The 26688-nt window shown below is 66.6% G+C and carries 26 protein-coding genes and 1 tRNA gene; 17 read left to right on the top strand and 10 right to left on the bottom strand.

Annotated features, from left to right (window positions below):
* The first annotated feature begins 84 nt into the window (after positions 1–84).
* Positions 85–2052: an ATP-dependent zinc metalloprotease FtsH gene (gene ftsH / locus EAH76_RS03640; RefSeq protein WP_140848173.1), complete on the top strand. Its 1968-nt coding sequence runs from the start codon at positions 85–87 to the stop codon at positions 2050–2052.
* Positions 2053–2402: 350 nt separating this feature from the next.
* Here ftsH and EAH76_RS03635 read toward each other — a convergent pair whose 3' ends face one another.
* The gene (locus EAH76_RS03635; RefSeq protein ID WP_140848171.1) at positions 2403–3464 is read right to left on the bottom strand and encodes a DUF3667 domain-containing protein; all 1062 of its coding nucleotides are present in this window, start codon (positions 3462–3464) and stop codon (positions 2403–2405) included.
* 77 nt (positions 3465–3541) lie between these two features.
* Between EAH76_RS03635 and EAH76_RS03630 the strand changes: the two genes are divergently transcribed.
* The 13 genes from EAH76_RS03630 to EAH76_RS03570 all read left to right on the top strand — a co-directional run bounded on the left by EAH76_RS03630 (position 3542) and on the right by EAH76_RS03570 (position 13111).
* On the top strand, positions 3542–4810 hold the full coding sequence (locus EAH76_RS03630; RefSeq protein ID WP_140848169.1) for a glutamate-5-semialdehyde dehydrogenase: 1269 nt from the start codon (positions 3542–3544) through the stop codon (positions 4808–4810).
* Positions 4811–4841: 31 nt separating this feature from the next.
* Positions 4842–5108, top strand: a complete 267-nt coding sequence (locus tag EAH76_RS03625) for a CopG family transcriptional regulator (RefSeq protein ID WP_140848167.1) — start codon at positions 4842–4844, stop codon at positions 5106–5108.
* On the top strand, positions 5105–5389 hold the full coding sequence (locus EAH76_RS03620; protein WP_140848165.1) for a type II toxin-antitoxin system RelE/ParE family toxin: 285 nt from the start codon (positions 5105–5107) through the stop codon (positions 5387–5389). The genes EAH76_RS03625 and EAH76_RS03620 overlap by 4 nt, the downstream gene beginning before the upstream one ends.
* Positions 5386–6003, top strand: coding sequence for a nicotinate-nucleotide adenylyltransferase (locus EAH76_RS03615; RefSeq protein WP_140848399.1), 618 nt, complete (start codon positions 5386–5388; stop codon positions 6001–6003). Before EAH76_RS03620 ends, EAH76_RS03615 begins: the two co-directional genes overlap by 4 nt.
* A gap of 8 nt (positions 6004–6011) precedes the next feature.
* Positions 6012–6413 (top strand): ribosome silencing factor, encoded by a 402-nt coding sequence (rsfS, locus tag EAH76_RS03610; protein ID WP_140848163.1) that lies wholly within the window; start codon positions 6012–6014, stop codon positions 6411–6413.
* Positions 6414–6575: 162 nt separating this feature from the next.
* A complete protein-coding gene (locus EAH76_RS03605; RefSeq protein ID WP_140848161.1) occupies positions 6576–6998 on the top strand; it encodes a 23S rRNA (pseudouridine(1915)-N(3))-methyltransferase RlmH in 423 nt (140 codons plus the stop codon).
* Between the two features lie 3 nt (positions 6999–7001).
* Positions 7002–8186 (top strand): murein hydrolase activator EnvC family protein, encoded by a 1185-nt coding sequence (locus EAH76_RS03600; RefSeq protein ID WP_140848159.1) that lies wholly within the window; start codon positions 7002–7004, stop codon positions 8184–8186.
* A 131-nt stretch (positions 8187–8317) separates the two neighbouring features.
* Entirely contained in the window at positions 8318–9655 is a 1338-nt protein-coding gene (locus EAH76_RS03595) for a S41 family peptidase (protein WP_140848158.1), read from the top strand.
* On the top strand, positions 9655–10128 hold the full coding sequence (locus EAH76_RS03590) for a disulfide bond formation protein B (RefSeq protein ID WP_140848156.1): 474 nt from the start codon (positions 9655–9657) through the stop codon (positions 10126–10128). Before EAH76_RS03595 ends, EAH76_RS03590 begins: the two co-directional genes overlap by 1 nt.
* Complete coding sequence (locus EAH76_RS03585) at positions 10125–10661, top strand: demethoxyubiquinone hydroxylase family protein (RefSeq protein WP_140848154.1); 537 nt, start codon at positions 10125–10127, stop codon at positions 10659–10661. The genes EAH76_RS03590 and EAH76_RS03585 overlap by 4 nt, the downstream gene beginning before the upstream one ends.
* Positions 10662–10672: 11 nt before the next feature.
* Positions 10673–11104 (top strand): hypothetical protein, encoded by a 432-nt coding sequence (locus EAH76_RS03580; protein WP_140848152.1) that lies wholly within the window; start codon positions 10673–10675, stop codon positions 11102–11104.
* A 14-nt stretch (positions 11105–11118) separates the two neighbouring features.
* Positions 11119–11634 carry a DUF2306 domain-containing protein gene (locus tag EAH76_RS03575; protein ID WP_140848150.1) on the top strand — a complete coding sequence of 172 codons (516 nt, stop codon included), beginning with the start codon at positions 11119–11121 and terminating at the stop codon, positions 11632–11634.
* A 4-nt stretch (positions 11635–11638) separates the two neighbouring features.
* Positions 11639–13111 (top strand): hypothetical protein, encoded by a 1473-nt coding sequence (locus EAH76_RS03570; RefSeq protein ID WP_140848148.1) that lies wholly within the window; start codon positions 11639–11641, stop codon positions 13109–13111.
* Here EAH76_RS03570 and EAH76_RS03565 read toward each other — a convergent pair.
* The 8 genes from EAH76_RS03565 to EAH76_RS03530 form a co-directional block, all read right to left on the bottom strand.
* Positions 13103–13450 carry a tRNA-binding protein gene (locus tag EAH76_RS03565; RefSeq protein ID WP_140848147.1) on the bottom strand — a complete coding sequence of 116 codons (348 nt, stop codon included), beginning with the start codon at positions 13448–13450 and terminating at the stop codon, positions 13103–13105. The genes EAH76_RS03570 and EAH76_RS03565 overlap by 9 nt on opposite strands.
* Positions 13437–14108: a glutathione S-transferase family protein gene (locus EAH76_RS03560; RefSeq protein ID WP_010185761.1), complete on the bottom strand. Its 672-nt coding sequence runs from the start codon at positions 14106–14108 to the stop codon at positions 13437–13439. Before EAH76_RS03560 ends, EAH76_RS03565 begins: the two co-directional genes overlap by 14 nt.
* Before the next feature lie 72 nt (positions 14109–14180).
* Positions 14181–14621 carry a hypothetical protein gene (locus EAH76_RS03555; protein ID WP_140848145.1) on the bottom strand — a complete coding sequence of 147 codons (441 nt, stop codon included), beginning with the start codon at positions 14619–14621 and terminating at the stop codon, positions 14181–14183.
* A 205-nt stretch (positions 14622–14826) separates the two neighbouring features.
* The gene (gltB, locus tag EAH76_RS03550; RefSeq protein WP_140848144.1) at positions 14827–19338 is read right to left on the bottom strand and encodes a glutamate synthase large subunit; all 4512 of its coding nucleotides are present in this window, start codon (positions 19336–19338) and stop codon (positions 14827–14829) included.
* Positions 19335–19916 (bottom strand): DUF2059 domain-containing protein, encoded by a 582-nt coding sequence (locus EAH76_RS03545; protein WP_140848142.1) that lies wholly within the window; start codon positions 19914–19916, stop codon positions 19335–19337. Before EAH76_RS03545 ends, gltB begins: the two co-directional genes overlap by 4 nt.
* On the bottom strand, positions 19913–21367 hold the full coding sequence (locus EAH76_RS03540; RefSeq protein ID WP_140848140.1) for an NAD(P)-dependent oxidoreductase: 1455 nt from the start codon (positions 21365–21367) through the stop codon (positions 19913–19915). The genes EAH76_RS03545 and EAH76_RS03540 overlap by 4 nt, the downstream gene beginning before the upstream one ends.
* A 154-nt stretch (positions 21368–21521) precedes the next feature.
* Positions 21522–22331 carry an undecaprenyl-diphosphate phosphatase gene (locus EAH76_RS03535; RefSeq protein ID WP_140848139.1) on the bottom strand — a complete coding sequence of 270 codons (810 nt, stop codon included), beginning with the start codon at positions 22329–22331 and terminating at the stop codon, positions 21522–21524.
* A 37-nt stretch (positions 22332–22368) separates the two neighbouring features.
* Positions 22369–23319, bottom strand: a complete 951-nt coding sequence (locus EAH76_RS03530; protein ID WP_140848137.1) for a complex I NDUFA9 subunit family protein — start codon at positions 23317–23319, stop codon at positions 22369–22371.
* Positions 23320–23428: 109 nt separating this feature from the next.
* Between EAH76_RS03530 and EAH76_RS03525 the strand changes: the two genes are divergently transcribed.
* Together EAH76_RS03525 and EAH76_RS03520 are read left to right on the top strand one after the other, a co-directional pair.
* Positions 23429–23515, top strand: a tRNA-Leu gene (locus EAH76_RS03525).
* Between the two features lie 189 nt (positions 23516–23704).
* Complete coding sequence (locus EAH76_RS03520; RefSeq protein WP_140848135.1) at positions 23705–24979, top strand: tyrosine-type recombinase/integrase; 1275 nt, start codon at positions 23705–23707, stop codon at positions 24977–24979.
* Positions 24980–25046: 67 nt separating this feature from the next.
* Here EAH76_RS03520 and EAH76_RS03515 read toward each other — a convergent pair whose 3' ends face one another.
* Positions 25047–25253, bottom strand: a complete 207-nt coding sequence (locus tag EAH76_RS03515; protein WP_140848397.1) for a helix-turn-helix domain-containing protein — start codon at positions 25251–25253, stop codon at positions 25047–25049.
* 548 nt (positions 25254–25801) lie between these two features.
* On the opposite strand from EAH76_RS03515, the gene EAH76_RS03510 reads away from it, so the two are divergent.
* On the top strand, positions 25802–26671 hold the full coding sequence (locus EAH76_RS03510; RefSeq protein ID WP_140848132.1) for a phospholipase D family protein: 870 nt from the start codon (positions 25802–25804) through the stop codon (positions 26669–26671).
* Positions 26672–26688 lie beyond the last annotated feature (17 nt).

Here is a 26688-nt window from a genome sequence, read left to right as displayed (position 1 = left end):
TTTGATCGACGATTGCGGGGGCCGTTGCATTGCCATTAATCGCGCTGTGCTTATCTTATGGGTCTCGAAAGGTATCCCGTGCCCATGAACGACAATGACAAGCAGCCCGGCGGCGACTCTGGCGGGCCCAACCCCTGGATGAAATCGCTGCTGATCTGGGTCGGCATCCTGGTCGCGCTGGCCTTGTTCGTGACGTTGATCGACAATCGTTCGGTCGGCCCCAACGTCAACGGGATCGCCTATTCGCAATTCCTCGACCGCGTCCAGAACGGGCAGGTCAAGGACGTCAACATCGCCGGTGAAGTCGTCACCGGCACGATGAGCGACAACAGCAAGTTCCGCACCTATGCGCCGCAGGATCCGCGTCTGACCGACCGCCTGCGCGAAAAGAACGTCACGATCACCGCGAAGCCCGAGGATCCGACGCCGATCTGGCAGATCCTGCTGGTCAATTCGCTGCCCTTCTTCCTGTTCCTGGGTCTCGGCTATTTCGTGATGCGCCAGATGCAGAAGAATTCGGGCTCGGGCGCGATGGGCTTCGGCAAGAGCCGCGCCAAGATGCTGACGCAGAAGGAAGGTCGCGTGACCTTTAACGACGTCGCCGGTATCGACGAGGCGCGCGAGGAACTGCAGGAGATCGTCGAGTTCCTCAAAGACCCGACCAAGTTCGCGCGTCTCGGCGGCAAGATCCCCAAGGGCGCCTTGCTCGTCGGTTCGCCTGGCACCGGCAAGACGCTGCTCGCGCGCGCGATCGCAGGCGAGGCCGGCGTGCCGTTCTTCACCATTTCGGGGTCCGACTTCGTCGAGATGTTCGTCGGCGTCGGCGCGAGCCGCGTGCGCGACATGTTCGCCGAAGCCAAGAAGTCGGCGCCGTGCATCGTCTTCATCGACGAAATCGACGCGGTCGGCCGTCACCGTGGTGCGGGCCTCGGCAACGGCAATGACGAGCGCGAGCAGACGCTCAACCAGCTGCTGGTCGAGATGGACGGTTTCGAGGCGTCCGAGGGCATCATCATCGTCGCGGCGACCAACCGCCCCGACGTGCTCGATCCCGCACTGCTGCGTCCGGGCCGTTTCGATCGCCGCGTGACGGTGCCGCTGCCCGATATCGAGGGCCGTGTGAAGATTCTCGAAGTGCATATGAAGAAGGTGCCGCTCGCACCCGACGTCGATGCGCGCACGCTCGCACGCGGTACGCCGGGCATGTCGGGTGCCGATCTCGCCAACCTCGTCAACGAGGCGGCGCTGATGGCGGCGCGGCTCGGCAAGCGACTCGTCGCGATGGCGCAGTTCGAGACCGCCAAGGACCGCGTCATCATGGGCACCGAATGGCGCTCGCTGGTGATGACCACCGACGAAAAGCGGATGACCGCCTATCACGAAGCCGGCCACGCGCTGGTGCGGGTCCACACGCCTGCCTCGGACCCGATCCACAAGGCGACGATCATCCCGCGCGGTGGCGCTTTGGGCATGGTCGTGTCGATGCCCGAGCGTGACAATTACTCGTATCACCGCGACAAGATGTACGCCGATCTCGCGACCGTGATGGGTGGCCGCGTGGCGGAAGAGCTGATCTTCGGCTATGACAAGGTGTCGAGCGGCGCATCGGGCGACATCAAGCAGGCGACCAAGCTCGCCCGCGCGATGGTGTCGCAATGGGGCATGTCCGACGCGCTCGGCCCGCTGCAATATGAAGAGCAGCAGGGCGAGACCTTCCTCGGCTACTCGCAGACGCAGCGCCAGAACATGTCGAACGAGACCGCGCTGATGATCGACAGCGAGATCCGCAAGCTGGTCGATGGCGGCTTGATGCAGGCGCGCGAGATCCTGACCGAGCATATCGAACAGCTCCATCGCATCGCGGGTGCGCTGCTCGAATATGAGACGCTGACCGGCGACGAGATCAAGCGGCTCGCCTTCGACGGTGATATCGGTCGCGACGATCCCGATGCGAAGGTGTCGATCGTGCCCGGTGCTGGCACGTCGATCCCTAAGACACGCCGGCCCAAGGGCGGCGGGCCGTTCGGCAATCCGGCCCCTGCCGGGGCGTAAAACGCCCGCACGGCAAGGGTGATAGGCCGCGTCCGACACTGTCGGGCGCGGCCTTTTCGTGTCGGGATCGCTAGCGCCGACGCACGCACCGCTGGCCCATCTCACCCCGGCCCGGTGCCGGGGTCTACCGTGCCGCGCGATCTGCTGCCCTAGCACACGGCTTGGCGGGTCCGAAGACATGCGCTGGGGGAGAGTCCGAAGGCGATAGGTCGCCGCGATCGCTGTCCTACACGGCGAAAATGCGCTATGGTCTCGCACCGGGTCGGACAGTGCTCGGCCGGACGACGGACACCCCTGCGCACCGCACGCGATGGTGCGACTTTCGTGTGACTTTCCGCGGCGTGGCCGGGCTATTCCATCAACCCCATCACCAGCAACAGGCTGGCAAAGGCGATCAGCGCGATCCACGCGAACAACAGCAACGCCACCGTCCGCCACAGCGCCGAGCGCTTGCGCAGCTCATAGGCCCCGCGCAGCTGCGCAAACATATGCGTCGGCAGCACCAGGATAACGGCCCAGGTGATCAGATCACCCGAAACGCCGATCGCCCAAGCGACGCCGAGCAAGGCTGCGAACATCATCATGAACCCCAGCGAGTAGGTCACGAAGATGGCGTGATCGTAGAGCTGATAGCGCCGCCGCCACAGGAACAGCAGCGCCACGAACGGCGTCGAGATCGGGATCAGCGCCCAGCTGTATTTGTACGCGCTCGACTGCAGCTTGTAGAGCACCAGCCCGGGGTTCTCCCGGAACTTCGCGATGCCATGGTCGAGTGCGTGCCACTCGGTTCGCACGTTGGCGGTCTGCCAATCGTCGAGCGTCGTGCTCGACCCGGTGAGCACGCCGCGCGAGGTCTGCAACCCGCGCAATTCCTGCTCCACTTGCGCAATCTGCTCCTCGGTTTTGGCGGTGCGCGGGGCGGCCTGCAGTTGGGCGATCTGTGCCTTACCCTTGGCGATATTGGCATCGACACGCGCGATCGCCGCGCCGCGCCGCTCGGGGGAAAGGTCGCTTTCGAGCTCACCGCCAAACGCGTGGATCGTCGCGAACATCAGGAACACCGCGAACAGGAACAGCGCGAGCGGCGAGACGAAGCGCGCCCGCTCGCCGGCGATATAGCGCCGCGTCAGCGCACCCGGCTGGAACACCAGCATCGGCAGCGTGCGCCAGATCTTGCCCTCGAAATGGAACACGCCGTGGAGCAGGTCATGCCCGATCGCGCCGAGCGAGCGGTGGACATGCCCGGCCTGCCCGCAGGCGGAGCAGAACTCGCCGTGGAGCGCCGTCCCGCAATTCAGGCACAGGCCGTGGCTGTGCGAGTCCGCAAGCGACCCACCGGCAGGCGGCTCGACCGCATGCGCGACAAGAATTCCCGTGGCGATGTCGCCCGCTGCTTCGATTTCCCCCGACATGGCGGGAGCATAGCAGCCGGTTTCGTGGTGGCGATAGGTTTTGCGGCAATCGCTCCGCTCGTGATAAAGCCCGCCGCATGACCGACGTTCCGACCCTGCTCGCCACGATGACCGACCGCGCCCGGAGAGCCGCCAGCACGCTTGCCACGCTGCCGACCGCGGTGAAGGCGCAGGCGTTGCGCGCGGCGGCGCAGGCATTGCGCGATGCCGCCCCGGCGATCCTCGCGGCCAATGCGCGCGACATGGCGAAGGCGAGCGCTGCCGGCCTGTCGGGCGCGATGCTCGATCGGCTCAAGCTCGACGAGGGTCGCGTCGCCGGCATGGCCGACGGTGTTGCCGCGGTGGCGGGCCTTGCCGATCCGGTCGGCGCGGTGATCGACGAGAGCGTCCGGCCCAACGGTCTGCGCCTGCGGCGCGTCCGCGTGCCGATCGGGGTGATCGGGATCATCTATGAGAGCCGCCCCAATGTTACCGCGGACGCCGCGGCGCTCGCCGTGATGGCGGGCAATGCGGTGATCCTGCGCGGCGGATCGGAAGCGATCGAGAGCAACCGCGCGATCCACGCCGCGTTGGTGGCGGGGCTCGTCGCGCAAGGGATTCCGGCGGATGCGGCGCAGCTCGTGCCGACCACCGATCGCGCCGCGGTCGGCGCGATGCTGACCGCCGATGGATCGTCGGGCGGCGCCGCGATCGACCTGATCGTCCCGCGCGGCGGCAAGGGGCTCGTCGCGCGCGTCCAGGCCGAGGCGCGCGTGCCGGTGCTCGCGCATCTCGACGGGATCAACCATATCTATGTCGATGGCTCGGCCGATCCGGCGATGGCCGAGGCGATCGTCGTCGACGCCAAGATGCGCCGCACCGGCGTATGCGGCGCGATGGAGACGCTGCTGATCGACCAGGCCTATCCCGATCCGGCCGGGCTGGTCGCAGCGCTTGCCGCTGCGGGTTGCGAAGTGCGCGGCGGACCGGCGCTGCATGCGCTGATCCCCGGGCTGGTGCCCGCGACCGACGCCGATTGGGACACCGAATATCTCGAGGCGATCGCCTCGGTCGACCTGATCGACGGGGTCGATGCCGCGCTCGGTTTCATCGCCCGACACAGCTCGCACCATACCGATGCGATCGTCGCCGCCGACGAGGCCGTGGCGACCCGCTTCCTCGCCGAGGTCGACAGCGCGATCGTGCTGTGGAACGCCTCGACCCAGTTCGCCGATGGCGGCGAGTTCGGGCTCGGCGCCGAGATCGGCATCGCCACCGGCCGGCTCCACGCGCGCGGTCCCGTCGCGCTCGAGGGGCTGACGACCTACAAATGGGTCGGCTACGGCACCGGACAGGTGCGGGGTTGATGGCGGTGGGGCTGGGGCGTACTCTGCGGCGATGAACCATCCTGCGCCCTTTTCGCGATCGGTCACGGTCGACCTCGACGATGAGACGGCTGCGGGAATCGCCAAGGCTGCGGCCTCGCGCGGGATAACCGAAGCCGCATTCGCAGCCGAAGCGATCCGGAATGCCGTCGAAAGCGACGCCGAGCTTCTCGCGTTCATCCAGGTCGGGATCGACGCGGCCGACCGTGGCGCGCTGACCCCGCAGGCTGATGTCTTCGAAAACCTGCGCCGCCGGAGGCAGCAGCGCGCGGCCGCATGAGGACTGTCGAATGGAGCGACCCCGCGATCGCCGATCTTGAGGAGATTGACGATTATTGGTCGGCCTATTCTCCGGAGGCTGCCGAGAGCATTGCGGCCCTGATCGAAAAAGCCGCCGATTTTCTCGCGGTGAGTCCGGCAGCGGGACCGATGATCCCCGAGGTCGATGCTCGAAAATGGCGCGTCGCGCCCACCCATTATATCCTCCTATATCGGGTAACCGACGCGCACATCGAGGTGCTGCGCATCCGCCATGCGCGTGAGAATTGGATCCGGACCTGACCCGCATCGGCATCCTCGGCGGCTCGTTCAACCCGGCTCACGCCGGCCACCGCGCGATCAGCCTCGCCGCGCTCGATGCGCTGGGGCTCGACGAAGTGTGGTGGCTCGTCTCGCCCGGCAATCCGCTGAAGGAAAAGAGCGGCGACATGGCGCCCTTCGCCGCGCGCTTCGCCTCCGCAGTGCGGATCGCGCGCCACGCGCCGATCCGCGTCAGCGCGATCGAGCACAAGCTCGGCACGCGCTACACCGTCGACACCGTCACCAAACTCCGCCGCGCCTTCCCCAAAAAGCGCTTCATCTGGCTGATGGGATCGGACAATCTCGCGCAGTTCGACCAGTGGAAAGGGTGGCGCCAGATCGCCCGTGAGGTTCCGATTGCGGTAATCGCGCGTCCGGGGTATGAACGTGCTGCTCTCGCGGCTCCCGCGATGGGTTGGTTGCGGCGCGCACGTCGGCCCGCACACCAGGCGAAGAACTGGACGCAGTGGAGATTGCCGGCACTCGTGCTGTTGCGCTTCCGCCCCGACCCGCGCTCCGCGACGCAGCTTCGTGCTGCCGACCCCGCCTGGCAGCGGCATTTCCTGCCAGCCGTCCCGACCCCACCTTCTGCATAGGAATCATCTTGGCCTCAACTTCTCCCGTCTATCGCGCGTCCGAACCCGAAGAGGTCGACGCGCTGCATCGCCTCGTGCTCGCGTCGCTCGACGACGACCAGGCCGTCGACGTCATCTCGATCCCGCTCGCGGGCAAATCGAGCATCGCCGATTACATGGTGATCGCCAGCGGCCGCTCGACCCGCCAGGTCGCCTCGATGGCGCAGAAGCTCAGCGAGAAGATCAAGGCCGAATACGGCCGGCCGTCGCGGATCGAAGGTCTGCCGACCGCCGATTGGGTGCTGCTCGATGCCGGCGACGTGATCGTCCATCTGTTCCGCCCCGAGGTCCGCACCTTCTACAATCTCGAGCGGATGTGGGCGTTCGGCGATGCGCCGACCCCGCCGGCCGCACCGGTTATCGAAGACTGATCACTGTATCTCCTGCTCCCCGGCGAAGGCCGGGGTCCAGGAGCAAGCGGTGCGGCGGAGTGCGCAGCGCTCGCCTATAGCGACCTTCGCGGCTGGGCCCCGGCCTCCGCCGGGAAACGTGTAGCGGCGAAACGCTGAGCGTCGTCCGCAACGGAGGCAAGCATGCTGCTCCACATCGTCGCGCGCGGGCGGATCGGGCGGGGGCCCGAGGCCGAGCTCGTCGAACGCTATGCCAAGCGGCTGTCCTGGCCGTACAAGATGACCGAACTGCCCGACACCGGCGGCAAGATGCCGCCGGTCGAACCCGGCTGCCGGATCGTCATGCTCGACGAAACGGGGCAAGTGCTCCCGTCGCGCGATCTGGCGGCCACGCTCGAGAAATGGCGCGACAGCGGCGTGCGCGAGGCGCGCTTCCTTATCGGGGCGGCCGACGGCTTCGACGATGCGCAGCGCGCTTCGGCCGATCTGCTGCTCAGCTTCGGGCGCGCGACCTGGCCGCATCTGCTCGCCCGCGCGATGCTCGCCGAGCAATTGTACCGCGCGACGAGCATCCTTGCCAATCACCCCTATCACCGCGAAGGATAGGCCATGCGGGGGCGGGGTCTGGTCATTGCAGGTGTCGTGGGGGTGATGGGCGCAAGCATCGCGCTGGCGCAGGCCCCCGTCGACCAGCGCGCGCAACTCGCCGCCGCCAAGGCGCAGTCCGACGCCGCCGCCCGCCGCTCCGCCGCGCTCGAACGCCAGGCCGCCGCCGAACGCGACCAGGCGCGCCAGGCGCAGGCGCAGGAAGCCGCCGTCGCCGCGCGCATCCAGCAGGCCGAGGCCGACATCGCCGCCGGGCAGGCGCGGCTCGCGATCGTCGATCGTCTGCTCGCGGCCCAACGCACCCGGCTCGCCGCGAAACAGGTGCCGGTCGCGCGGCTGCTCGGCGCGCTGCAATCGCTGGCCCGGCGACCCGCGATCATCAGCCTGGTGCAACCCGGATCGGTCGACGATCTCGTCCATGTCCGCGCGGTGCTGGCGAACACGCTGCCGGTGATCCGCGCGCGGACCGCCGATGTCCGCGCCGATCTCGCCCGCACGCGCCAACTCCAGGCGGCCGGCGCGCTCGCGACGCGGGCGCTTGCCGAAAGCCGGTCGCGGCTCGAGACCCAGCGGCTCGCGCTGACCCGGCTCGAGGCGGCGCACCGGCTGCGCTCGCGGGCATTCGGACGCGACGCGCTGATCGAATCCGACCGTGCGATCGCGCTCGGCGAGAAAGCGCGCGACATCGTCGATCTGATGGACACGATCGGCAACCAGGCCGCGACGCGCGAAAGCCTCGAAAGCCTGCCAGGGCCGCTGGCACGCCCGCCGCGCCCCGGCGCCATCGCCGCCCCGGTCGCTTCGGTCGCCTGGTCACACAGCGCGCCGCCCTATCGCCTGCCGGTGCAGGGCCGGATCGTCACCGGGCTCGGCGAGCTGTCGGACAGCGGCGTCCATTCGCGCGGGCTGACGATCGTGCCGCTGGCGGGCGCGCAGGTCGTCGCGCCCGCCGCCGGACGCGTCGCCTTTGCCGGGCCGTTTCGCGGGTATGGCACGATCGTGATCCTCGATCATGGTGGCGGCTGGACGACGCTCGTCTCCGGCCTCGGCAGCACCAGCGCGCGGATCGGCGAAAGGCTCGGCCAGGGCGCGCCGATCGGGCAAGCGCCGCGCGGCGACGCGCCGAGCGTGACGGTCGAGCTGCGCCGGCGCGATCGCGCGGTCGATCTGACGGCGTTGGTCGGATGAGGCGCGCCACTGGCGGACAATCCCGGTCAGCCTCGGTTCACCCCGAATGCGGCAATCATCGCCCCGCTTTGATCCCTGCGCAAACCCCGCTACGGTGCCTGAAAGACCTCCTGCCTGCCGAGTATTGATCGATGTCGCGTTTCACCACTTCGCTGCTTCACGCCTCCGCAATCGCGGCGGTGCTGGCGATCGTGCCCGTCGGGACGAGCGCGATGGCGGCGGTCGACAACGGCACCTATCGCGAGATGGCGGTGTTCCTCGACGTCTATAATCGCGTGAAGGCCGAATATGTCGACAAGGTCGACGACAAGGTGCTGGTCAAGGGCGCGATCGAAGGCATGCTCGCCGCGCTCGATCCGCACAGCGCGTACGAGACCGGGCTCGATTACGACAATCTGCGCATCCAGACGATGGGGAGCTATGGCGGGCTCGGCCTGACCGTCACGATGGAGGACGGCGCGGTCAAGGTGGTGTCGCCGCAGCCCGACGCGCCGGGCGCGCGCGCCGGGATCAAGTCGGGCGATTACATCACGCATATCGACGGCAAACTGATCTTCGGCGACACGCTCGACGAATCGATCGGCAAGATGCGCGGCACCCCCGGCACCAAGGTCACGCTGACGCTGCTGCGTCCGGGGCATGACAAGCCGATCGTGGTCGCCCTGGTGCGCGAGAAGGTCGTCCAGCGGCCCGTCAAATGGAGCGTCAAGGATGGCGTCGGGCTGATCACCATCACGGCGTTTTCCGAACATACCGGCGACGCCGTCACCGCCGCGATCCGCGGCATCGTCAAGCAGCTCGGCCACGATCCGCTCGGCTATGTCGTCGATCTGCGCGGCAATGGCGGGGGGTTGCGCGACGAATCGATCGCGGTCGCCGATAATTTCCTGTCGTCGGGCGAGATCGTCTCGCAGCGCGGTCGCGACAAGGCCGATGTCGAGCCGTTCTACGCCGAATCCTATGTGAAGGGTGATCTCGCGCATGGGCTGCCGGTGATCGTGCTGACCGATGCAGGCACCGCCTCGGCTTCGGAGATCGTCGCCGGCGCGCTGCAGGATCACCACCGCGCGCTGATCATGGGCGAGCGGTCGTTCGGCAAGGGGTCGGTCCAGACGGTGATCGACATGGGGCCCAACGCCGCGCTGCGCCTTACCACCTCGCGCTATTACACCCCATCGGGCCGGTCGGTGCAGGAAGGCGGGATCGAGCCCGATATCGCGGTGCCGCAGCTCTCCGACCCTGATTACAAGTCGCGCCCCGTGTTCCGCGAGGACGATCTGCGCCGCCACCTGATCAACGAGGCCAAGACCACCAACGCCGCGATCGAGGAGGACGGCAAGCCCGATCCGCGCTTCGCGATGACGCCCGAGCAGTTGAAGGCCAAGGGGATCGAGGACTTCCAGCTCAGCTACGCGCTGAAGACGCTCGCGCGGCTGTCGAGCACGACGCAAGCGGTGGCGGCCCGCTAATGGCGCGCGATCGCTTCATCCTCGCGCGGCTGCTGGCGCTGCTGATCCCGCTCGCTTTGCTCGGCGGTGCGCTGCTCTTCCAATATGTCGGCAAGCTCTATCCGTGCGAGATGTGCTGGTGGCAGCGCTATCCGCACATCGTCGCGCTGCCGCTCGCGGCGCTCGCCTTCGTCGTGCCCAGCCGCGCGCAGCGCGAGACGCTCGTCAGCGTCGCGGCGATCGCGATCCTGCTGAGCGGGCTGATCGGCGTGTACCATGCCGGGGTCGAATATCATTGGTGGGCGGGTGTCACTGCCTGCACATCGACCGTGTCCGGCGCGATCACGCTCGAGAGCATCATGGCCGCGCCGATCATCCGTTGCGACGTCGCGCAATGGACGCTGTTCCATGTTTCGCTCGCCGGCTTCAACGCGCTCTTTTCGGTCGGCGGGGCGATCACCATCTTTGCGCTGATGCGAGGAGCAAAAGCATGAGCGGCTGGAAGCCCGGCGACCCCAAGCGCGACACGCGATCGATGGTGCGCGTCGATCAGGCGGGCGAATTCGGCGCGACGCGGATCTATGCGGGGCAGCTCGCGGTGCTTGGCGATCGCAGCCCGGCGGCGCGCGCGATCGCGGGCATGGCGAATCAGGAGGCGCGTCACCGCGCGTTCTTCGATGCGATGATGGCGCGGCGCTCGGTGCGGCCGACCTTGCTTCATCCGATCTGGAACGTCGCCGGCTTCGCGCTCGGCGCGGTGACCGCCGCGCTCGGTCCCAACGCGGCGATGGCCTGCACCGCCGCGGTCGAGACCGAGATCGACAAGCATTATGCCGACCAGCTCGTCGTGCTCGGCGACAGCGACCCCGAACTGGTCGAGGCGATCCGCGATTTCCAGGCCGAGGAGGTCGAGCATCGCGAGACTGCGCTCGCCGCGGGCGCCGAGAACACGCCGGGCTATCCATTGCTGAGCGGGCTGATCCGGCTTGGCTGCAAGGTCGCGATCGCGACCGCGAAACGTATTTGACGGGAGACAGGATGATGCAGGGCCTGATGACGAAGGGCGCGCTTGCCGCGCTCGTGCTCGCTGGTTTCGGCGCTGGCGGTGTCGCCTCGGCGCCTGTTGCGGCACAGGGCGTGAGCAACCCGCCGCTGGTGATCTACGGCAAGCAGAAATGCCCGACCGATGCCGACGGCAACGAGATCGTCGTCTGCGTCCGTCGCGCACCCGGCGAGCAGTTCCGCATCCCCAAGGAATTGCGCGACCTGAAGGTCAACCCCGAGAATGAGAGCTGGGCTTCCAGGAATGCCGCCAATGATCGGGTCGGCGCGACCGGGATCGGCAGCTGCAGCAATGTCGGGCCGGGCGGCGGCATGGGCTGCGCTGCGCAGGCCGGCCGCTTCTACAAGCGCGAGAAGCAGGACGCCAAGGCAGACCAGCGCGCCGTCGACGCCGCTCTCGTCCCCTGATCGGGAGCGGGGGGATGGCGACGCTGGCGGGGGCCGGCAGGCAGGCGGTAGGCACTTCGATCGGCGCGGATCGGTATGAGCGTGTGCTCGCCGGCGCTGCCGTTGTGCTGCTCGCGACGATCCTAGTCGCGCTGGTCAAGGGGCAGGCGCAATGGGCGCGGGTGCCGCTGGTGATCTGGATCCATCTCGCGACGGTGCTGATCGCCCTCGTGCTGACCCCAGTGATGCTGCTGCGCCCGCGCGGCGACGCGCTCCACCGTGCGCTCGGCAAGGTATGGGTCGCGGCGATGTTCCTCACCGCGGCCGAATCGTTCTTGGTGCGGACGGCGCATTCGGGGCATTTCAGCTTCATCCACATCATCTCGGCCTATGTCGTGCTCGCCGCGCCGCTGATCTGGTGGACCGCGCGGACGCACCGCATTGCGTCGCATCGCCGGCAGGTCCGCGGGATGGTCACCGGCGCGCTGCTGATCGCCGGGTTCTTCACGCTGCCGCCGTTCCGGCTGCTCGGCCAGTGGTTGACCGCCTGATCGCATGACGCCCGCCGTTCCCATCGTTCGCGCGCCGCACGCGGTCGCGCTGTTGGTGTTCGCGCTCGTCTGGCTGTCGTGCGTGTCGTTCGGATCGTTCGTGTTCAATCCCAACACCGCGACGCGGATGTTCGGCGCGCTGGCGCTGGTCGAGCGCGGCGAGGCGACGATCGATCGCTACCAGACGCTGACGATCGACAAGGCCGCGTTCAAACAGGGCGCGGTGACGCATTACTATATGGACAAGGCGCCGGGCATGACGCTGATGGCGGCGCCGGTGGTGTGGGCGACCAACCACGTTACCGGCGCGCGATCGTACGATCAGGTGATCGACATCACCAATCCGCGGCTCGCCGAGTTCCTGCGGCTGCGGCTGCAGCTTGCTGTGGCGTGCGGCGCGGCGATCCTGACGGCGTTTGCCGCGGTGCTGCTGCTCGATCTCGGGACGGGGATCACCGGCAGCCCGGCGGCGGGGCTGTTCGCCGCGCTCGGTTATGCGCTCGGCTCGATCGTGTGGGGCTGGTCGACGACGCTGTTCGGCCATGCGCCCGTCGCCGCATTGTTCCTCATTGCGACCTGGGCGATCTGGCGCGGGACGTCGGGCGAGCGCGAGTTCGGGCGCTGGCGCTATCCGCTGATGGCGGGGGCGGCGCTCGGCTGGGCGGTGACGATCGAGTTCCAGGCTGCGCTGGGCGGGCTTGCGATCGGCGGCTGGGCCTTGTGGCGCAGCCGCGACGCGGCCTGGCCAGTGCGGCGGCGGTTGTACCTCGTGGCGGTGCTGACCGCGCTCGTCGCGGTGGCGCCGATGCTCGCCTATAACCAGTTCGCGTTCGGGACGCCGTTCATGACGGGCTATACCGGCGTGGTCGGCTTCAACGGGATGAACCAGGGGCTGTTCGGGCTGACCTATCCAAAGGCGAGCGCGCTGTTCGGCATCACGCTCGGCCCTCGGCGCGGGTTGCTGTGGGTCGCGCCGGTCCTGCTGCTGGGGCTGGTCGGGCTGATCCGGATGGTTCGCGACCGTCGGACGCGCGATCTCGGCGTGTTGGCGCTCGTCGTGATCGCGATCGTGCTGTCGATCAACGCGTCCTACGCCTATTGGGACGGCGGCGCCTCGACCGGCCCGCGCCATTCGGTCCCGGCGATCCCGTTCCTCGCGCTCGGTCTCGCGCCGTTCTGGGCCGCACTACGACGCCCTGCCGCCCGGATCGGGGCGGCGGCGCTGCTCGGCGTCTCGATGCTGCTCAATCTGATCGTCGCGGCGACCGACATTTTCGCGCCCGAGGGAATGATCATGCCGGTCTGGTCGCGCAACATCCTCGGGCTGCTCGCGCACGGCTATCTCAATACCGTGCCGAGCCTCTATTGGGGCGTGTCGCCGTGGCTCGGGCTGTTCTTGTATCTCGATCTGGCGCTGCCGATGCTCGGCCTGATGCTGTGGTGGACGCGCCGCGCGGAGCGTCGCGGCTCAGTATAGGCGGCCGCCATTGGGCACGGGCAGCGTCGGCTGGACCAGCACGACCTCGCCATTCTCGTCGGGGAAGCCGAGCGTCAGCACTTCGGACATCATCGGGCCGATCTGGCGCGGCGGAAAGTTGATTACTGCGGCGACCTGCCGCCCGGGCAATTCGTCGAGCGTGTAGCGCGCGGTGATCTGCGCCGAGGAGCGCTTGATGCCGATCTCGGGCCCGAAATCGATCGTCAGCCGGTAAGCGGGTTTGCGCGCCTGCGGGAAGGGCAATGCCTCGACGATCGTCCCGACCCGGATGTCGAGCTTCGCAAAATCGTCGAAGGTGACCTGCTCAGAAATCGACATCGTCATAATGTTTCGGCGCCATGATGCCTTCCATCCGTTCGGACAGCAAGGGCCGGAAGCTCGGCCTGCTCTTGAAGCCGCGATACCATTTCGCGGTCTGCTCGTGGTTGCGCCAGTCGATCCCGCCGAGATAATCGGCGACCGAAATCTGCGCCGCCGCCGCCAGATCGGCGAGGCTCATCGTCGCGCCGGCCATCCAGTTATGATGGTCGAGCAGGTAATCGGTATAATCGAGGTGGCGCACCGCCGCCTTCATCGCATCGCGCAGCCGCTTCGAATCGGGCGGCTCCTTGGTGACGAGGCGCTTTTCCATCCGTTCGTGGAGCAGCGGCGCGACGATATCGGCGAAGAATTGCGAATCGAACCAGGCGACGAGGCGGCGGATCTCGGCGCGGTTGACCGCGGTGCCGTTGATCATCGCGTTCTTCTCGACCGTCTCCTCGAGATATTCGCAGATCGCCATCGAATCCATCAGGCGGATGCCGCGCTGCGGATCGGTCATCACCGGCACCTGGCCGGCGGGGTTCATGTCGAGGAATTCGTCGCGCTGCTCCCACGGATTTTCGCGGACGAGCTCGCAGCCGACGCCCTTCTCACCGAGCAGGAGCCGGACCTTACGCGAGAACGGGCAGAGCGGGAATTGATAGAGTTGCCACATGCCCGCTTGGTAGAACGCGGGGGGCCCGAGGGGAAGGCGTCACACGACTTTGTGTCCGTCCACGGCCACGGATCAGCGGACTGCGTTGACCTCGGCCTGGGTCAGCGCGATCGCGGCGCGCAGACGCTCGGTGGTGTGCTTGAGCTCGGCGCTGAGACTGGCGATGTCGCGCGCGGCCTGGCCCGTGGCGGCGACTGCTGTGCGGGTCTGGTTGTGCAGATCGCGGCGATAGTCGGGGTGGCTGCGCGCGGCGAGATCGCCGAGCGTATCCTCGGGGCGGATGTTAGCGCGCTGGTCGGTGAGCTTGGCGAGCGGGCCGACATGCGTCTGGAGCAGCGCGTCGGCATATTGATCGACCGTGGTCGCGATGATTTCCTGGACGAGCGGGCTCGACAGCAGCGCGCCGACTTGGGCGGCATCGGGAAGCGGACGGGGCGGGGGTGGGGCGCTGTCATTGGCGAACGCCGGGGTGGCGATGCCGCAAGCGAGCAGACCGAGCAGAAGCGTACGCATAATCAACCCTCGAACGCCCCCGATCGAGCTTGGCCAATAGCACGATTCGGGGCGTTTTGTCGATCATCGAGTTGCATCGGGACAGATGCACCTACCCCGTCATCCCCGCGAAAGCGGGAATCCCGCTCCTTTCCAGCGCCGGCAGAAGAAGCGGGACCCCCGCTTTCGCGGGGGTGACGGGGGGCTGTTCCCTGACGGGCGAGGGTTACTCCGCCGCGACCTGCTCCTCGCGGTCGTCGAGCGGGTGGCTGAGCCGGGTGAGCATTTCCTTCGGCACCACCTGCCAGAAGCGATCGACCACGCGACCCCAATCGTCGAGCAATGCCCCCGACCATTTCGAATCGGTCGCGGCATGCTGCGCGCGAACGAGCCCGAGCAGCACCGCTTCCCAATGCAGCGACGATAGCCGGTTCCAGGTGATGTTCTCGGGGTTGGCGCGGCGTGCGAAGCTGCCGTCGGCGTCATAGACGAACGCCATCCCGCCGGTCATCCCAGCGCCGAAGTTCGCACCGACCGGGCCGAGCACCACCGCGGTGCCCCCGGTCATATATTCGCACCCGTTCGCGCCACAGCCCTCGACCACGACGGTCGCGCCCGAATTGCGCACCGCGAAGCGCTCGCCCGCTTGCCCTGCGGCATACAGGCTGCCCGAGGTTGCGCCGTAGAGCACGGTGTTGCCGATGATCGTATTGTCCTGGCTGGCGAGCGGCGAGCTCACCACCGGGCGCACCGCGATGATGCCGCCCGACAGCCCCTTGCCGACATAGTCGTTGGCATCGCCGAACACTTCGAGCGTGATGCCCTTGCACAGGAACGCGCCGAGGCTCTGCCCCGCCGAGCCGCGCAAACGCACATGGACATGCCCGTCGGCGAGCGCCGACATGCCGAAGGTCCGCGTGATCTCGCTCGACAGCCGCGTGCCGACCGCGCGGTGCGTGTTGCGCACCGAATAGGTCAGCTGCATCTTCTCCCGCCGGCTGAACACCGCCGCGGCATCCTTGATGATCTGCGCGTCGAGGCTGTCGGGCACTTCGTTGCGGCGACCGGTCAGGCTGAAGCGGCGCTGATCGTCGGGTGCGTCGACCTTGGCGAGGATCGGGTTGAGATCGAGATCGTCGAGATGCTCGGCGCCACGGCTGACCTGGCGGAGCAGTTCGGTACGGCCGATCACCTCGTCGAGGCTGCGGAAGCCGAGCCGGGCGAGGATGTCGCGCACCTCCTCGGCGATGAAGGTCATCAGGTTGATGACCTTCTCAGGGCTGCCGCTGAACTTGGCGCGTAGCTTCTCGTCCTGCGTGCAGACGCCGACGGGGCAGGTGTTCGAATGGCACTGCCGCACCATGATGCAGCCCATCGCGACGAGCGACAGCGTGCCGATGCCGAATTCTTCGGCCCCCAGGATCGCGGCGATGACGATGTCGCGCCCGGTCTTGAGGCCGCCGTCAGTGCGCAGCTTGATGCGACCGCGAAGACCATTGAGCGTCAGCGTCTGGTTGACCTCCGAGAGCCCCATTTCCCACGGCGTGCCGGCATATTTGATGCTGGTCTGCGGGGATGCGCCGGTACCGCCGACATGGCCGGCGATAAGGATCACGTCGGCATGCGCCTTGGCGACGCCCGCCGCGACGGTGCCGATGCCGGCCGAGGAGACGAGCTTCACGCACACCCGCGCGATCGGGTTGATCTGCTTGAGGTCGTAGATGAGCTGCGCGAGATCCTCGATCGAATAGATGTCGTGATGCGGTGGCGGCGAGATCAGCATGACGCCGGGCGTCGCATGGCGCAGCTTGGCGATGAACTCGGTCACCTTGAAGCCGGGCAGCTGCCCGCCCTCGCCGGGCTTGGCGCCCTGCGCGACCTTGATTTCGATCTCGTCGCAGGCGTTGAGATATTCGGCGGTCACGCCGAAGCGGCCCGACGCGATCTGCTTGACGCCGGAGTTGGCGTTGTCGCCGTTCGCATAGGGTTGGTAGCGCGCCTTGTCCTCGCCGCCTTCGCCCGACACCGCCTTGGCGCCGATGCGGTTCATCGCGATCGCGAGCGTCTCATGCGCCTCGGGGGAGAGCGCGCCGAGCGACATGCCCGGCGTCACGAAGCGCTTGCGGATCTCGGTGATCGCCTCGACCTGGTCGACCGGCACGCCCTCGGCAGGGAAGTTGAACTGCAGCAGGTCACGCAGATAGACCGGCGGCAACGCCTCCACGCCGCGCGAGAATTGCAGATAGGTCGAGTAGCTGTCGGTCGCGACCGAGTTCTGCAGCAGGTGCATCAGCTGTGCCGAGTAGGCATGCGTCTCGCCAGTATGGCGCTGGCGATAGAAGCCGCCGATCGGCAGCGTCGCGACACCCTCGTCGAACGCCTTGTCGTGGCGCAGCTGCGCGTTGAGGTGGAGCGAGGCATAGCCCTCGCCCGAGATCTTCGCGGGCATGCCGGGGAACAGATCGTTGACCAGCGCACGGCTCAAGCCCACCGCCTCGAAATTGTAGCCGCCGCGGTAGGACGAGATCACCGCGATCCCCATCTTCGAGATGATCTTGAGCAGACCCTCCTCGACCGCATGGCGATGCCGCGCGAGGCATTCCTCGAGGCTCAGCTCGCCGAACAGCCCACGGCCATGGCGGTCTGCGATCGACGCTTCGGCGAGATAGGCATGGACGGTGGTCGCGCCGACGCCGATCAGAACCGCATAATAATGCGTGTCGAGGCATTCGGCGGTCTGGACGTTGATGCTGGCGTAGGAGCGCAGGCCCATCCGCACGAGATGCGTATGCACCGCCGCGGCGGCGAGCACGCCGGCGATGCCGATCCGCTCGGGGTCGATGTTGCGATCGGTCAGGAACAGTTCGCTATGCCCCTGGCGCACCGCGGTGACCGCCTCGGCGCGGATCCGCGCGATCGCGGCACGCAATTTCTCGGGGCCGCCGCCGGCCTCGAAGGTGCAGTCGATCTCGGCCGCCTGCGCGCCGAAATGCGTCTTGAGCTTTGCCCAGTCGGCCCCGTCGAGCACGGGCGATTCGAGCACGAGCACGCCGTCGCGCCGGTCCTCGGTGTCGAGGATGTTGGCGAGGTTGCCGAAGCGCGTCTTGAGCGACATCACATGGCGTTCGCGTAAAGGATCGATCGGCGGGTTGGTGACCTGGCTGAAATTCTGCCGGAAGAACTGGCTGATCAGCCGTGGCTTGTCGGAGATAACGGCGAGCGGCGTGTCGTCGCCCATCGAGCCGATCGCTTCCTTGGCGCCCTCGACCATCGGCGCGAGGATCAGCTCCATATCCTCGAGCGTCTGGCCGGCGGCAACCTGGCGGCGCGTGAGGTCGGCGCGGTCGAAGCGCGTGATCGGGTCGCCCTCTGGGAGCGGCAGGTCGGCGATGCTGGTGAACTCGCCGATCATGCCGGCATAATCATGCTCGCCGGCGATCCGGTCCTTCACCGCACGGTCGTGGAGCAGCACGCCTTCGTCGAGATCGATCGCGATCATCTGGCCGGGCCCGAGCCGGCCCTTCTCGATAACGGTAGATTCGGGGACGACGACCATCCCGCTCTCCGACCCGACGATCAGCAGGCCGTCGATCGTGCGGACATAGCGCAGCGGGCGCAGCGCGTTGCGGTCCATGCCGGCAACCGCCCAGCGGCCATCGGTCATCGCGAGTGCGGCGGGGCCGTCCCACGGCTCCATCACGGAGGCGAGGTACTGGTACATCGCGAGATGGTCGGCGGGCATGTCGATCGAATCGGCCATCGCCTCGGGAACGAGCATCAGCTTGGCGGTCGGCGCATCGCGGCCCGAGCGGCAGATCGCCTCGAACACCGCATCGAGCGCCGCCGTGTCCGACGCGCCCGCCGGGATCACCGGCTTTATGTCCTCGCTATGCTCACCGAAGGCGAGGCTCGCCATGCGGATCTCGTGGCTCAGCATCCAGTTCTTGTTGCCGCGGATCGTGTTGATCTCGCCATTGTGCGCGAGCGTGCGGAACGGTTGTGCCAGCCACCATTGCGGGAAGGTGTTGGTCGAATAGCGCTGATGGAAGATCGCGACGCGGCTCTCGAAGCGCGGATCGCGCAGGTCGGGATAGAAGATCGACAGCGATTCGGCGAGGAACAGGCCCTTGTAGATGATCGAGCGGCACGACAGGCTGCAGATGTAGAAGCCCTGGATCTGCGCCGCGATCACGCGCTTCTCGATCCGGCGGCGGACGAGATAGAGGTTCTTCTCGAACTCGGCGGCGCTCGCATCATCCGGCAGCGGGCCGGCGATCATGATCTGCTCGATCTCGGGCCGGGTCGCGAGGCCCTTCTGGCCGATCACCGAAACGTCGACCGGCACCTGGCGCCAGCCGTAGATGGTATAGCCCTCTTCGATGATGACGCTCTCGACGATCGTACGGCATGCTTCCTGCGCGCCGAGATCGGTGCGCGGCAGAAAGATCATGCCGACCGCGAGCCGGTTGGGCAGCGGGCGGTGGCCCGAGCCGGCGATCGCATCGTCGAAGAATTTGAGCGGCAGGTCGATGTGCAGCCCGGCGCCGTCGCCGGTCTTGCCATCGGCATCGACCGCGCCGCGGTGCCATACCGCCTTCAGCGCATCGATCGCCGACTGGACGACACGGCGCGACGGTGTGCCGTCGGTCGCGGCGACGAGGCCGACGCCGCAGGCATCGCCCTCGAATTCGGGGCGGTACATGCCGTGTTCGGCGAGATAAGCGTGCTGGTCGGTCATCTTTGGGACCCCTTGGTGTCGGCGGATGCGGCGGCGCTCAGATAGCGGCGCACGATCTCGCGCTTGCGGGTTTGGACGTCGGCGAGGAGTTGCGGATATGTCGCTGCATATCGCTGCCCGACCGGCATGCGGAAGAAGCGCGAAATCTCGTCCATTTCGGCCGCGGTAAAACGCTTGGCATAGATCGTCTGGCTCGCCGCCATCACATCGTCGAGGATCGCCGATTCGCTGGCGGCGAGCCGAGCCTTGGTCGATGCGCTCGGGCTGACGAGCGCGTCGCACGGCTTCATGTTGCGCCCTGTAGCCGCACGGTTGAGGCAATCCTCGGTCATCTCGGATTCGGCCGCACGGATCGCATCCTTGATCAGCACCGCCTGGCGCGCGCGAAAGCGGCTGACGACGAGCAGCCGCCCGGCCGCGGCCCGGCGTTCGTCATAGTCGGCGGCGGCATCGGCATTGGCGGCGGGCGCGGGCAGGGCAGGGCGCCGCGCCTGGCCGTGCACCGTGCTGGCGCAGAGCAATGCAACGCCGAGCGTCGCACTGCCACTACGCCATCTGCGGGTCGGGCGGTGCGTCATGCCGCCTGCTTGCTCGCCGCCATGTCGGCCGCGGCCTTGGTCTTGAGATAGCGGTGCATGCTCGCCGCGACATCGCGCCCGTCGCGGATCGCCCACACGACGAGGCTTGCGCCGCGCACGATGTCGCCCGCCGCGAACACGCCGTCGAGCGAGGTCATCAGCGTCTTGTTGTCGACCAGCACCGTGCCCCAGCGCGTCACCGTCAGCTCGGGCGCGCCGAACAGCGCGGGCAGATCCTCGGCATCGAAGCCGAGCGCCTTGATCACCAGATCGGCCTTGACCTCGAACCCGCCTTCGGGGTCGATCTCGGGCGCACGGCGGCCCGAGGCGTCGGGCGCGCCGAGCCGCATCGCGCTCGCCTTGACGGTCGAGACCTTGCCTTCGCCGGCGAAGCTCTCGGGCGCGGACAGCCAGACGAACTCGACGCCTTCTTCCTCGGCATTGGCAACTTCGCGCTGCGAGCCGGGCATGTTGGCGCGGTCGCGGCGATAGAGGCACTTCACCGATGCCGCATCCTGGCGGATCGCGGTGCGGACACAGTCCATCGCGGTGTCGCCGCCGCCGATCACGACGACGTGCTTGCCCTTGGCATCGAGGCTGCCGTCATCGAAGCTCGGCACCGCATCGCCAAAGCCCTTGCGGTTCGACGCGGTGAGGAAGGCGAGCGCATCGACCACGCCGTCGGCGTCGACGCCCGGTGCCTTGATCGCGCGGGCGCGGTACACGCCGGTGGCGATCAGGATCGCATCGTGGCGTTGGCGCAGTTCGTCCATGCTGGCATCGCGGCCGACTTCGAAATTCTCGTGGAAGACGATTCCGGCAGCCTTGAGCCGCTCTACGCGCCGCATCACGATGGGCTTTTCAAGCTTGAAGCCAGGGATACCATAGGTCAGCAGCCCGCCCGCGCGGTCGTAACGGTCATAGACATGCACGTCATAGCCGTTTCCGCGCAGATATTCGGCTGCGCTCAGGCCCGCCGGACCCGCGCCGATCACGCCGACCGATTGTCCGCGGTCGCGGCCGGGGACGAGCGGCTCGACCCAGCCTTCTTCCCAGGCGGTGTCGGTGATGAACTTCTCGACCGCGCCGATCGTCACCGCGCCGTGGCCGGAGAATTCGATCACGCAATTGCCCTCGCACAGGCGGTCCTGCGGGCAGATCCGTCCGCAGATCTCGGGCATGGTCGAGGTCGCGTTGCTGAGCTCATACGCCTCGCGCAGCCGGCCTTCGGCGGTCAGCCGCAGCCAGTCGGGGATATGGTTGTGCAGCGGGCAATGGACCGAGCAATAGGGCACGCCGCATTGCGAGCAACGCCCGGCCTGGGCTTCCGCATCTGGCACCGGATAGCGCTCGGCAATCTCGCGAAAGTCTTCGGCGCGGAGCTCGGGCTCGCGCTTCGCAGGATAGACCTGCTCGCGATCGACGAATTTCAACAGGGACGTGTCAGCCATATGCGCACCTTTCGGATGCGCAAATACCGAGCCATCGTCACGCTGTCATTACGAAAACGTAATATAGGTAAGCAGTATTGACCTAATTAAATTGACAGAGAGTTTCGGCTGTCGTGAAACCCAGGTGTTTGACCACAAATAGGACCGAAACGGCCTAAATGGTCATTAGCCATACGAAGGCGGCGGTGCCTGCAATAATCCGATACCAGGCGAAGGGGACGAAGCCATAGCGTGTCACCACGCCGACAAACCATTTCACCACCAGCACTGCGACGATGAACGAAACGATGAAGCCGAGGCCGATCGCGCCGAGGCTCACGCCTTGCCCACTCAGCAGCTCGTGCCGGTTCTTGACCAGTTCGAGCGTGGTCGCGCCGAGCATCGTCGGGATGGCGAGGAAGAAGCTGAACTCGGCCGCGGTGCGCCGCTCGACCCCGAGGGCAAGTGCGCCGAGGATCGTCGCGCCCGACCGGCTGACGCCGGGGACCATCGCCAGGCATTGCAGGCACCCGATCCCGACGACCTTGCCGAGCGGGATATCGGCGACGCCGACGATATCGCTCTTGGGGGCGAGCCGCTCGACCAGGATGATCGCGATCCCGCCGACGACCAGCGCGATCGACACGACCACCGCATTGCCCAGCAGCGCCTCGATCTGCTTATGGATCGCGAGGCCGAGGATCGCCGCGGGGATGAACGCCACGAGGATGTTGCGCACGAAGCGCAACGACACCGGATCGCGCCGCGCCAGGCCCATCGCGACCGCGAGGAACGTCCGCCAGTACAGCACGACGATCGCGAGGATCGCGCCCAGCTGGATGACGATGTTGAACACCTGCCAGCGCGCTGCATCATAGCCGAGCAGCTTGGTCGCGAGGATCAAATGTCCGGTCGAGGAGACCGGCAGAAACTCCGTCACCCCCTCGACGATGCCGAGCAGGATGATACTGATAATGTCGCCCACGAAATTCCCCCCAAATAGACGACGCTTCAGACGGTGGTTACGCCGCCACCGGCACCGCGAAACGGCCGCCCTTGCGGTATCGCACCAGCCAGCCCGGCGCGACCGCGTCGAGCGGTGTCGGCGTGATGCCGAGCAGCTCTAGCCCGTTCTGCGCCGAAACGACATTGTCGTTTGCCAACATCTTCCATTGATCCTGCGTGATCGGCGCGCCGGGTAGGAAGCCAGCCGATGCGATCGCCGCGCCGATCGAATCGGGCAGCTCGACGATCTTGGGCGCGCGGTTGGTCGCCTTGGCGATCCAGCGCACGAGCGCGCCCATCGACAGCACGTCGGGCCCGCCGAGCTCGAGCGTCTTGCCGGCGGCGAGTTGTGGGTGCGTGAGGGCGGCGATCACGGCGTCGGCGACGTCACCGACATAGACCGGCTGGAACTTGGTGCCGGCGCGCAGCACGGGCACGACGTGGACGAGCGGCATCGAAGCCGCGGTCGCGACCATCGCGGCGAAGCGATTGACGAACTGGTCCTCGCGCCCGAACACGATCGACGGCCGCAGGATCGTGGCCGCGGGGAAGGCGGCGCGCACCGCGGCCTCGCCTTCGCCCTTCGAACGGCCATAGGCCGAGGGCGAAGCGGGGTCGGCACCGATCGCCGAGACATGGACGAGCGCCGGAATCCCGGCGGCGGCGGCCGCCTCGGCGACGATCCGCGCGCCGTCGACCTGGATCTTCTGGAAATCGCCGCTGAGGATGCCGACGAGATTGACCACCGCATCCGATCCCGCGACCGCGCGCCGGATCGAATCCGGGTTGGAGATGTCCGCAACCGCGAATTGCGTCTGGCCGAGCCCGCCGAGCGGCTTGAGGAAGAACGCCTGGCGCGGATCGCGCTGCGCGATTCGCACGCGCGCGCCGGTTTCGAGCAGCGCCTGTGCGACATAGCGGCCGAGAAACCCTCCGCCGCCGATCAGCGTAACCAGTGTATTCTTCATCGCGTGCGCCTTGTGCCTGCCGTTCGCTTGGGGTGATCAGCCCTTGCCCCAGCATACAGTGTGTTGACAAGGCCGACTCGCCTCCCCTAAGGCCCGCGACCTACCCAGTGCCCGGATGGCGGAATTGGTAGACGCACCAGCTTCAGGTGCTGGCGCTCGCAAGGGCGTGGAGGTTCGAGTCCTCTTCCGGGCACCATCTGTTTCCTGTTCGTTCCATCTGGGAACGTCCAGGGACGTCCAGCAAGCGGCTGGTTTCAAAGCACAAATTCATCGACGATCGCTGGCAACCGTCCGGGTTGATCCAGCGGAATTCAGCACAAGAGACACAAAAAAGGTCTCATTTTGTGTCTGCTGGGTGAACTTGGAGAAATCCAGGATCACGACGATGCTGACACAACTCAAGATCACGTCCGCAAAGCCCACCGCGAAGCCGTACAACCTGTCCGACGGACATGGACTCTTCCTTGCCATTCAGACGAGCGGCTCGAAGCTCTGGCGCTTCCGCTATCGATATGCCGGCCGGCAGAAGACGCTTCATATTGGACCATGGCCGGACACTTCACTCGCCGATGCCCGCGAGAGATGCCGCGAGGCGAGAAAGGCGATAGCGGCCGGGCTCGACCCGGCTCTCGAAAAGAAGCGGGCGAAGGTAACGGCCCGGTTCGCCGTCGCCACCACGTTCAAGGATGTCGCGCTCGAATGGATCGCGAAGTGCGAACGGGAAGGTCGCGCCGAGATCACATTGGACAAGATTCGCTGGCTGCTCGGCATGGCCTACCCGTTGATCGGTTCTCATCCGATCAACGCGATATCGCCGACCGAGGCGCTAACCGTCCTGCGAAAGGTCGAGGCGAAGGGTCGGTACGAAAGCGCCCGTCGCATGCGGAGCATTCTCAGTCGTGTGTTCCGATATGGCATCGCGACCGCGCGCTGCGATCGTGATGTGGCGGCCGACCTGCGCGGTGCGCTGACGACGCCCAAGACCGTGCATCATGCCGCGATCACCGATCCCGGCGGCGTCGGCGTGCTCTTGAAGACGATGGATGGGTATACCGGGCAGGCTGTCACGCGCATGGCCTTGCGGCTGTCCCCGCATCTCTTCGTTCGACCGGGAGAGTTGCGCCAAGCCGAATGGACCGAGATCGATGTCGAAAAGGCACTCTGGTCGATTCCCGCCGAGCGGATGAAGATGCGCCGCTCGCACAAGGTGCCGCTCTCCCGGCAGGCGCTTTCAATGATCGAGGAGTTGCGCGAAATCAGCGGTCATCGACAGTATCTGTTCCCATGCATGGGGAGCCCGAGGCGGCCGATGTCCGAGAATGGCGTCAACCAGGCGCTGCGCAGGCTGGGTTACGAGACCGGCGAGATGACCGCCCATGGTTTCCGGGCGATGGCCGCGACCCTGCTCAACGAAATGGGGCGTTGGAACCCGGATGCGATCGAGCGGCAGCTTGCCCATCAGGAGGTGTCGTCCGTCCGCCGCGCCTATGCGCGGGGCGAATATTGGGACGAGCGCGTCGCGATGATGCAGCACTGGTCGGATTATCTCGACGGCCTGCGTGACGCGGCGGAAGCACCTCGGCCAGCGAAAGCGGTTTCCTGCAAGTTGAAGTCTGGCAAATGGAAGGCACGACGCCCACGCAGTCAACCGCGGCGGTAAAGCCATAGGCCTTGCTGGACATCATTGAGATGATGCCCGCGGGGCCATTGACCGATCTTTCGATAAGTCAGCCTCGCGCGGTCCCGGAAACCGCGGTGAGCGCCCTCAGGCTACTAAATTGAATGAGCGTGGCGCGCCCGACCTTGACGGTCGCAAGATCGCCCGACTGAATCAGTTCGTAGATGCGGGATCGGCTGAGGCCGGTTATCCGGACGGCGGTCGAGATGCGCACCGTGAGCGGCTCGATCTTCTGCTCCCACCCCCGCTCGATCATTTCTGCCACCGCAGTGCCGCTGCTCCATCAAGTGCGAGCCAGATGCCCGCAAGAATCAATGCGGATATGGCAGTCATCTGTAAGATCAGAAATGTCGCCGGTGTCATTCGCGCCTCCGGCCCACATGCGGTTTAGTCGCTCCGGGCTGACCAAAATTAGCGAAAGCACGATGGGATCGTCAGACCGTTTCGGGGGACCTACGGGTACCGCCGAGGGAATCGACGGTCGTTTGCGAAAAGCAGCTGTACGTGGAGCGAAGCGTGCAGCACGCCGGGCTGTCCCCGATTTCTGAGCAGGAGTGGACTAGGCGATTCTGCCTATATATCTGATTTGACCGGATAAAAAGCAGCGCCAAATTCCGGTGCCATGGTGGATACCGTAAGTTATCCCAACGGCGATTGGTTCGAGTCCCAACTCGCTCGGAGACCAGCTTTAAGGGGTGGCCGAATCGTCGCCAAACAATGCTCTAGTGCGAAAGCAATACGAATTCAGCCGTAACGGTAACGAAACTTTTTGGCCGCTCGTCTTTAAGTCGCTAGGCCAAGTGCATGGCAGAGTTTCTCGGTCCTAGTGTCTGGTCAGAAATCACCGCCGCCGCGCGTGCCAATGCTGGCGCATCGCAAGTAGCAGTCGCATATTTCAGCACTGAAGGGCCCCGCCTGCTGCCGCTCAAGGTTGGCAGCATCCTCGTCGTCGATGCGAGCGTCGATACCGTCACGGCCGGAGGCACGGCGCCAGCGGCACTGAGGCGGATGCTTGCCCGCGGAGTGCGGGTGTTCAGCGCGCAGAGTCTGCATGCCAAGGTCTTGGTCTTCGGCAATCGGGCCTTTGTTGGATCGGCCAACGCGTCGACCAATTCGGCGCGTTATCTGATCGAGGCTGTCGCCAAGTTCGACGAGCCGGCGATGATCGATGCGGCGCGGACGTTCGTGCAGGGCTTGGCAATCACCGAGCTCGACGATGCGGCACTTCAAGCGCTCGAAGCCATCTATCGTCCGCCGCGCCCGCCTCGCTTTCCCAAGCGCCAAGCGCCCTTCACGACGCTGATCATGGAACTGACGCTCGAGCAGGGAATCGGGCGCGAGACCCAGGTTCAGCCGCCGCGGCCCGTCTGGGAGCATTATTTCGCGATTGATTTCGACGCGGCGCAGCTGCCGCGCCTGCGCCTGACACACAAAGGCCCTCAGGTCGTTAACCCGGCCCCCGGCACCATTTCGCGCCACCATCACAACCTGACGATCGAGATCCCCGGCGCCGAGATGCCGCGGCCGGCACTGCTGGAGCTGCGCAAGACCGGCGCGCGCCGCTTCGTCTACGAGGTGCATCGTGCCGGTGCCGACTATCAGCGTTTCCGGCGCCTGCTCGACACCCGGGCAAATCCCCTGTGGACGCACGGCCGCAAGTGGCTGATCATTTGAGCTGACGTTTGAACGCC

Origin of the sequence: Sphingomonas glacialis (genome assembly GCF_006439055.1) — a bacterium.
Lineage (GTDB): Bacteria > Pseudomonadota > Alphaproteobacteria > Sphingomonadales > Sphingomonadaceae > Sphingomonas > Sphingomonas glacialis_A.
Note: the sequence above shows the minus strand (reverse complement) of the source record. Positions and strands in the feature narration are given on the sequence as shown.

Coding starts and splice junctions, on each gene's coding strand:
- EAH76_RS03540 (WP_140848140.1), bottom strand. CDS start 21,367: ATGGCTGACACGTCCCTGTTGAAATTCGTCGATCGCGAGCAGGTCTAT.
- EAH76_RS03600 (WP_140848159.1), top strand. CDS start 7,002: ATGCGGGGGCGGGGTCTGGTCATTGCAGGTGTCGTGGGGGTGATGGGC.
- EAH76_RS03605 (WP_140848161.1), top strand. CDS start 6,576: ATGCTGCTCCACATCGTCGCGCGCGGGCGGATCGGGCGGGGGCCCGAG.
- EAH76_RS03570 (WP_140848148.1), top strand. CDS start 11,639: ATGACGCCCGCCGTTCCCATCGTTCGCGCGCCGCACGCGGTCGCGCTG.
- EAH76_RS03510 (WP_140848132.1), top strand. CDS start 25,802: ATGGCAGAGTTTCTCGGTCCTAGTGTCTGGTCAGAAATCACCGCCGCC.
- EAH76_RS03630 (WP_140848169.1), top strand. CDS start 3,542: ATGACCGACGTTCCGACCCTGCTCGCCACGATGACCGACCGCGCCCGG.
- EAH76_RS03530 (WP_140848137.1), bottom strand. CDS start 23,319: ATGAAGAATACACTGGTTACGCTGATCGGCGGCGGAGGGTTTCTCGGC.
- EAH76_RS03580 (WP_140848152.1), top strand. CDS start 10,673: ATGATGCAGGGCCTGATGACGAAGGGCGCGCTTGCCGCGCTCGTGCTC.
- EAH76_RS03585 (WP_140848154.1), top strand. CDS start 10,125: ATGAGCGGCTGGAAGCCCGGCGACCCCAAGCGCGACACGCGATCGATG.
- EAH76_RS03625 (WP_140848167.1), top strand. CDS start 4,842: ATGAACCATCCTGCGCCCTTTTCGCGATCGGTCACGGTCGACCTCGAC.
- EAH76_RS03545 (WP_140848142.1), bottom strand. CDS start 19,916: ATGACGCACCGCCCGACCCGCAGATGGCGTAGTGGCAGTGCGACGCTC.
- EAH76_RS03635 (WP_140848171.1), bottom strand. CDS start 3,464: ATGTCGGGGGAAATCGAAGCAGCGGGCGACATCGCCACGGGAATTCTT.
- EAH76_RS03620 (WP_140848165.1), top strand. CDS start 5,105: ATGAGGACTGTCGAATGGAGCGACCCCGCGATCGCCGATCTTGAGGAG.
- EAH76_RS03575 (WP_140848150.1), top strand. CDS start 11,119: ATGGCGACGCTGGCGGGGGCCGGCAGGCAGGCGGTAGGCACTTCGATC.
- EAH76_RS03560 (WP_010185761.1), bottom strand. CDS start 14,108: ATGTGGCAACTCTATCAATTCCCGCTCTGCCCGTTCTCGCGTAAGGTC.
- EAH76_RS03565 (WP_140848147.1), bottom strand. CDS start 13,450: ATGTCGATTTCTGAGCAGGTCACCTTCGACGATTTTGCGAAGCTCGAC.
- ftsH (WP_140848173.1), top strand. CDS start 85: ATGAACGACAATGACAAGCAGCCCGGCGGCGACTCTGGCGGGCCCAAC.
- EAH76_RS03515 (WP_140848397.1), bottom strand. CDS start 25,253: ATGATCGAGCGGGGGTGGGAGCAGAAGATCGAGCCGCTCACGGTGCGC.
- EAH76_RS03520 (WP_140848135.1), top strand. CDS start 23,705: ATGCTGACACAACTCAAGATCACGTCCGCAAAGCCCACCGCGAAGCCG.
- EAH76_RS03595 (WP_140848158.1), top strand. CDS start 8,318: ATGTCGCGTTTCACCACTTCGCTGCTTCACGCCTCCGCAATCGCGGCG.
- EAH76_RS03590 (WP_140848156.1), top strand. CDS start 9,655: ATGGCGCGCGATCGCTTCATCCTCGCGCGGCTGCTGGCGCTGCTGATC.
- gltB (WP_140848144.1), bottom strand. CDS start 19,338: ATGACCGACCAGCACGCTTATCTCGCCGAACACGGCATGTACCGCCCC.
- EAH76_RS03555 (WP_140848145.1), bottom strand. CDS start 14,621: ATGCGTACGCTTCTGCTCGGTCTGCTCGCTTGCGGCATCGCCACCCCG.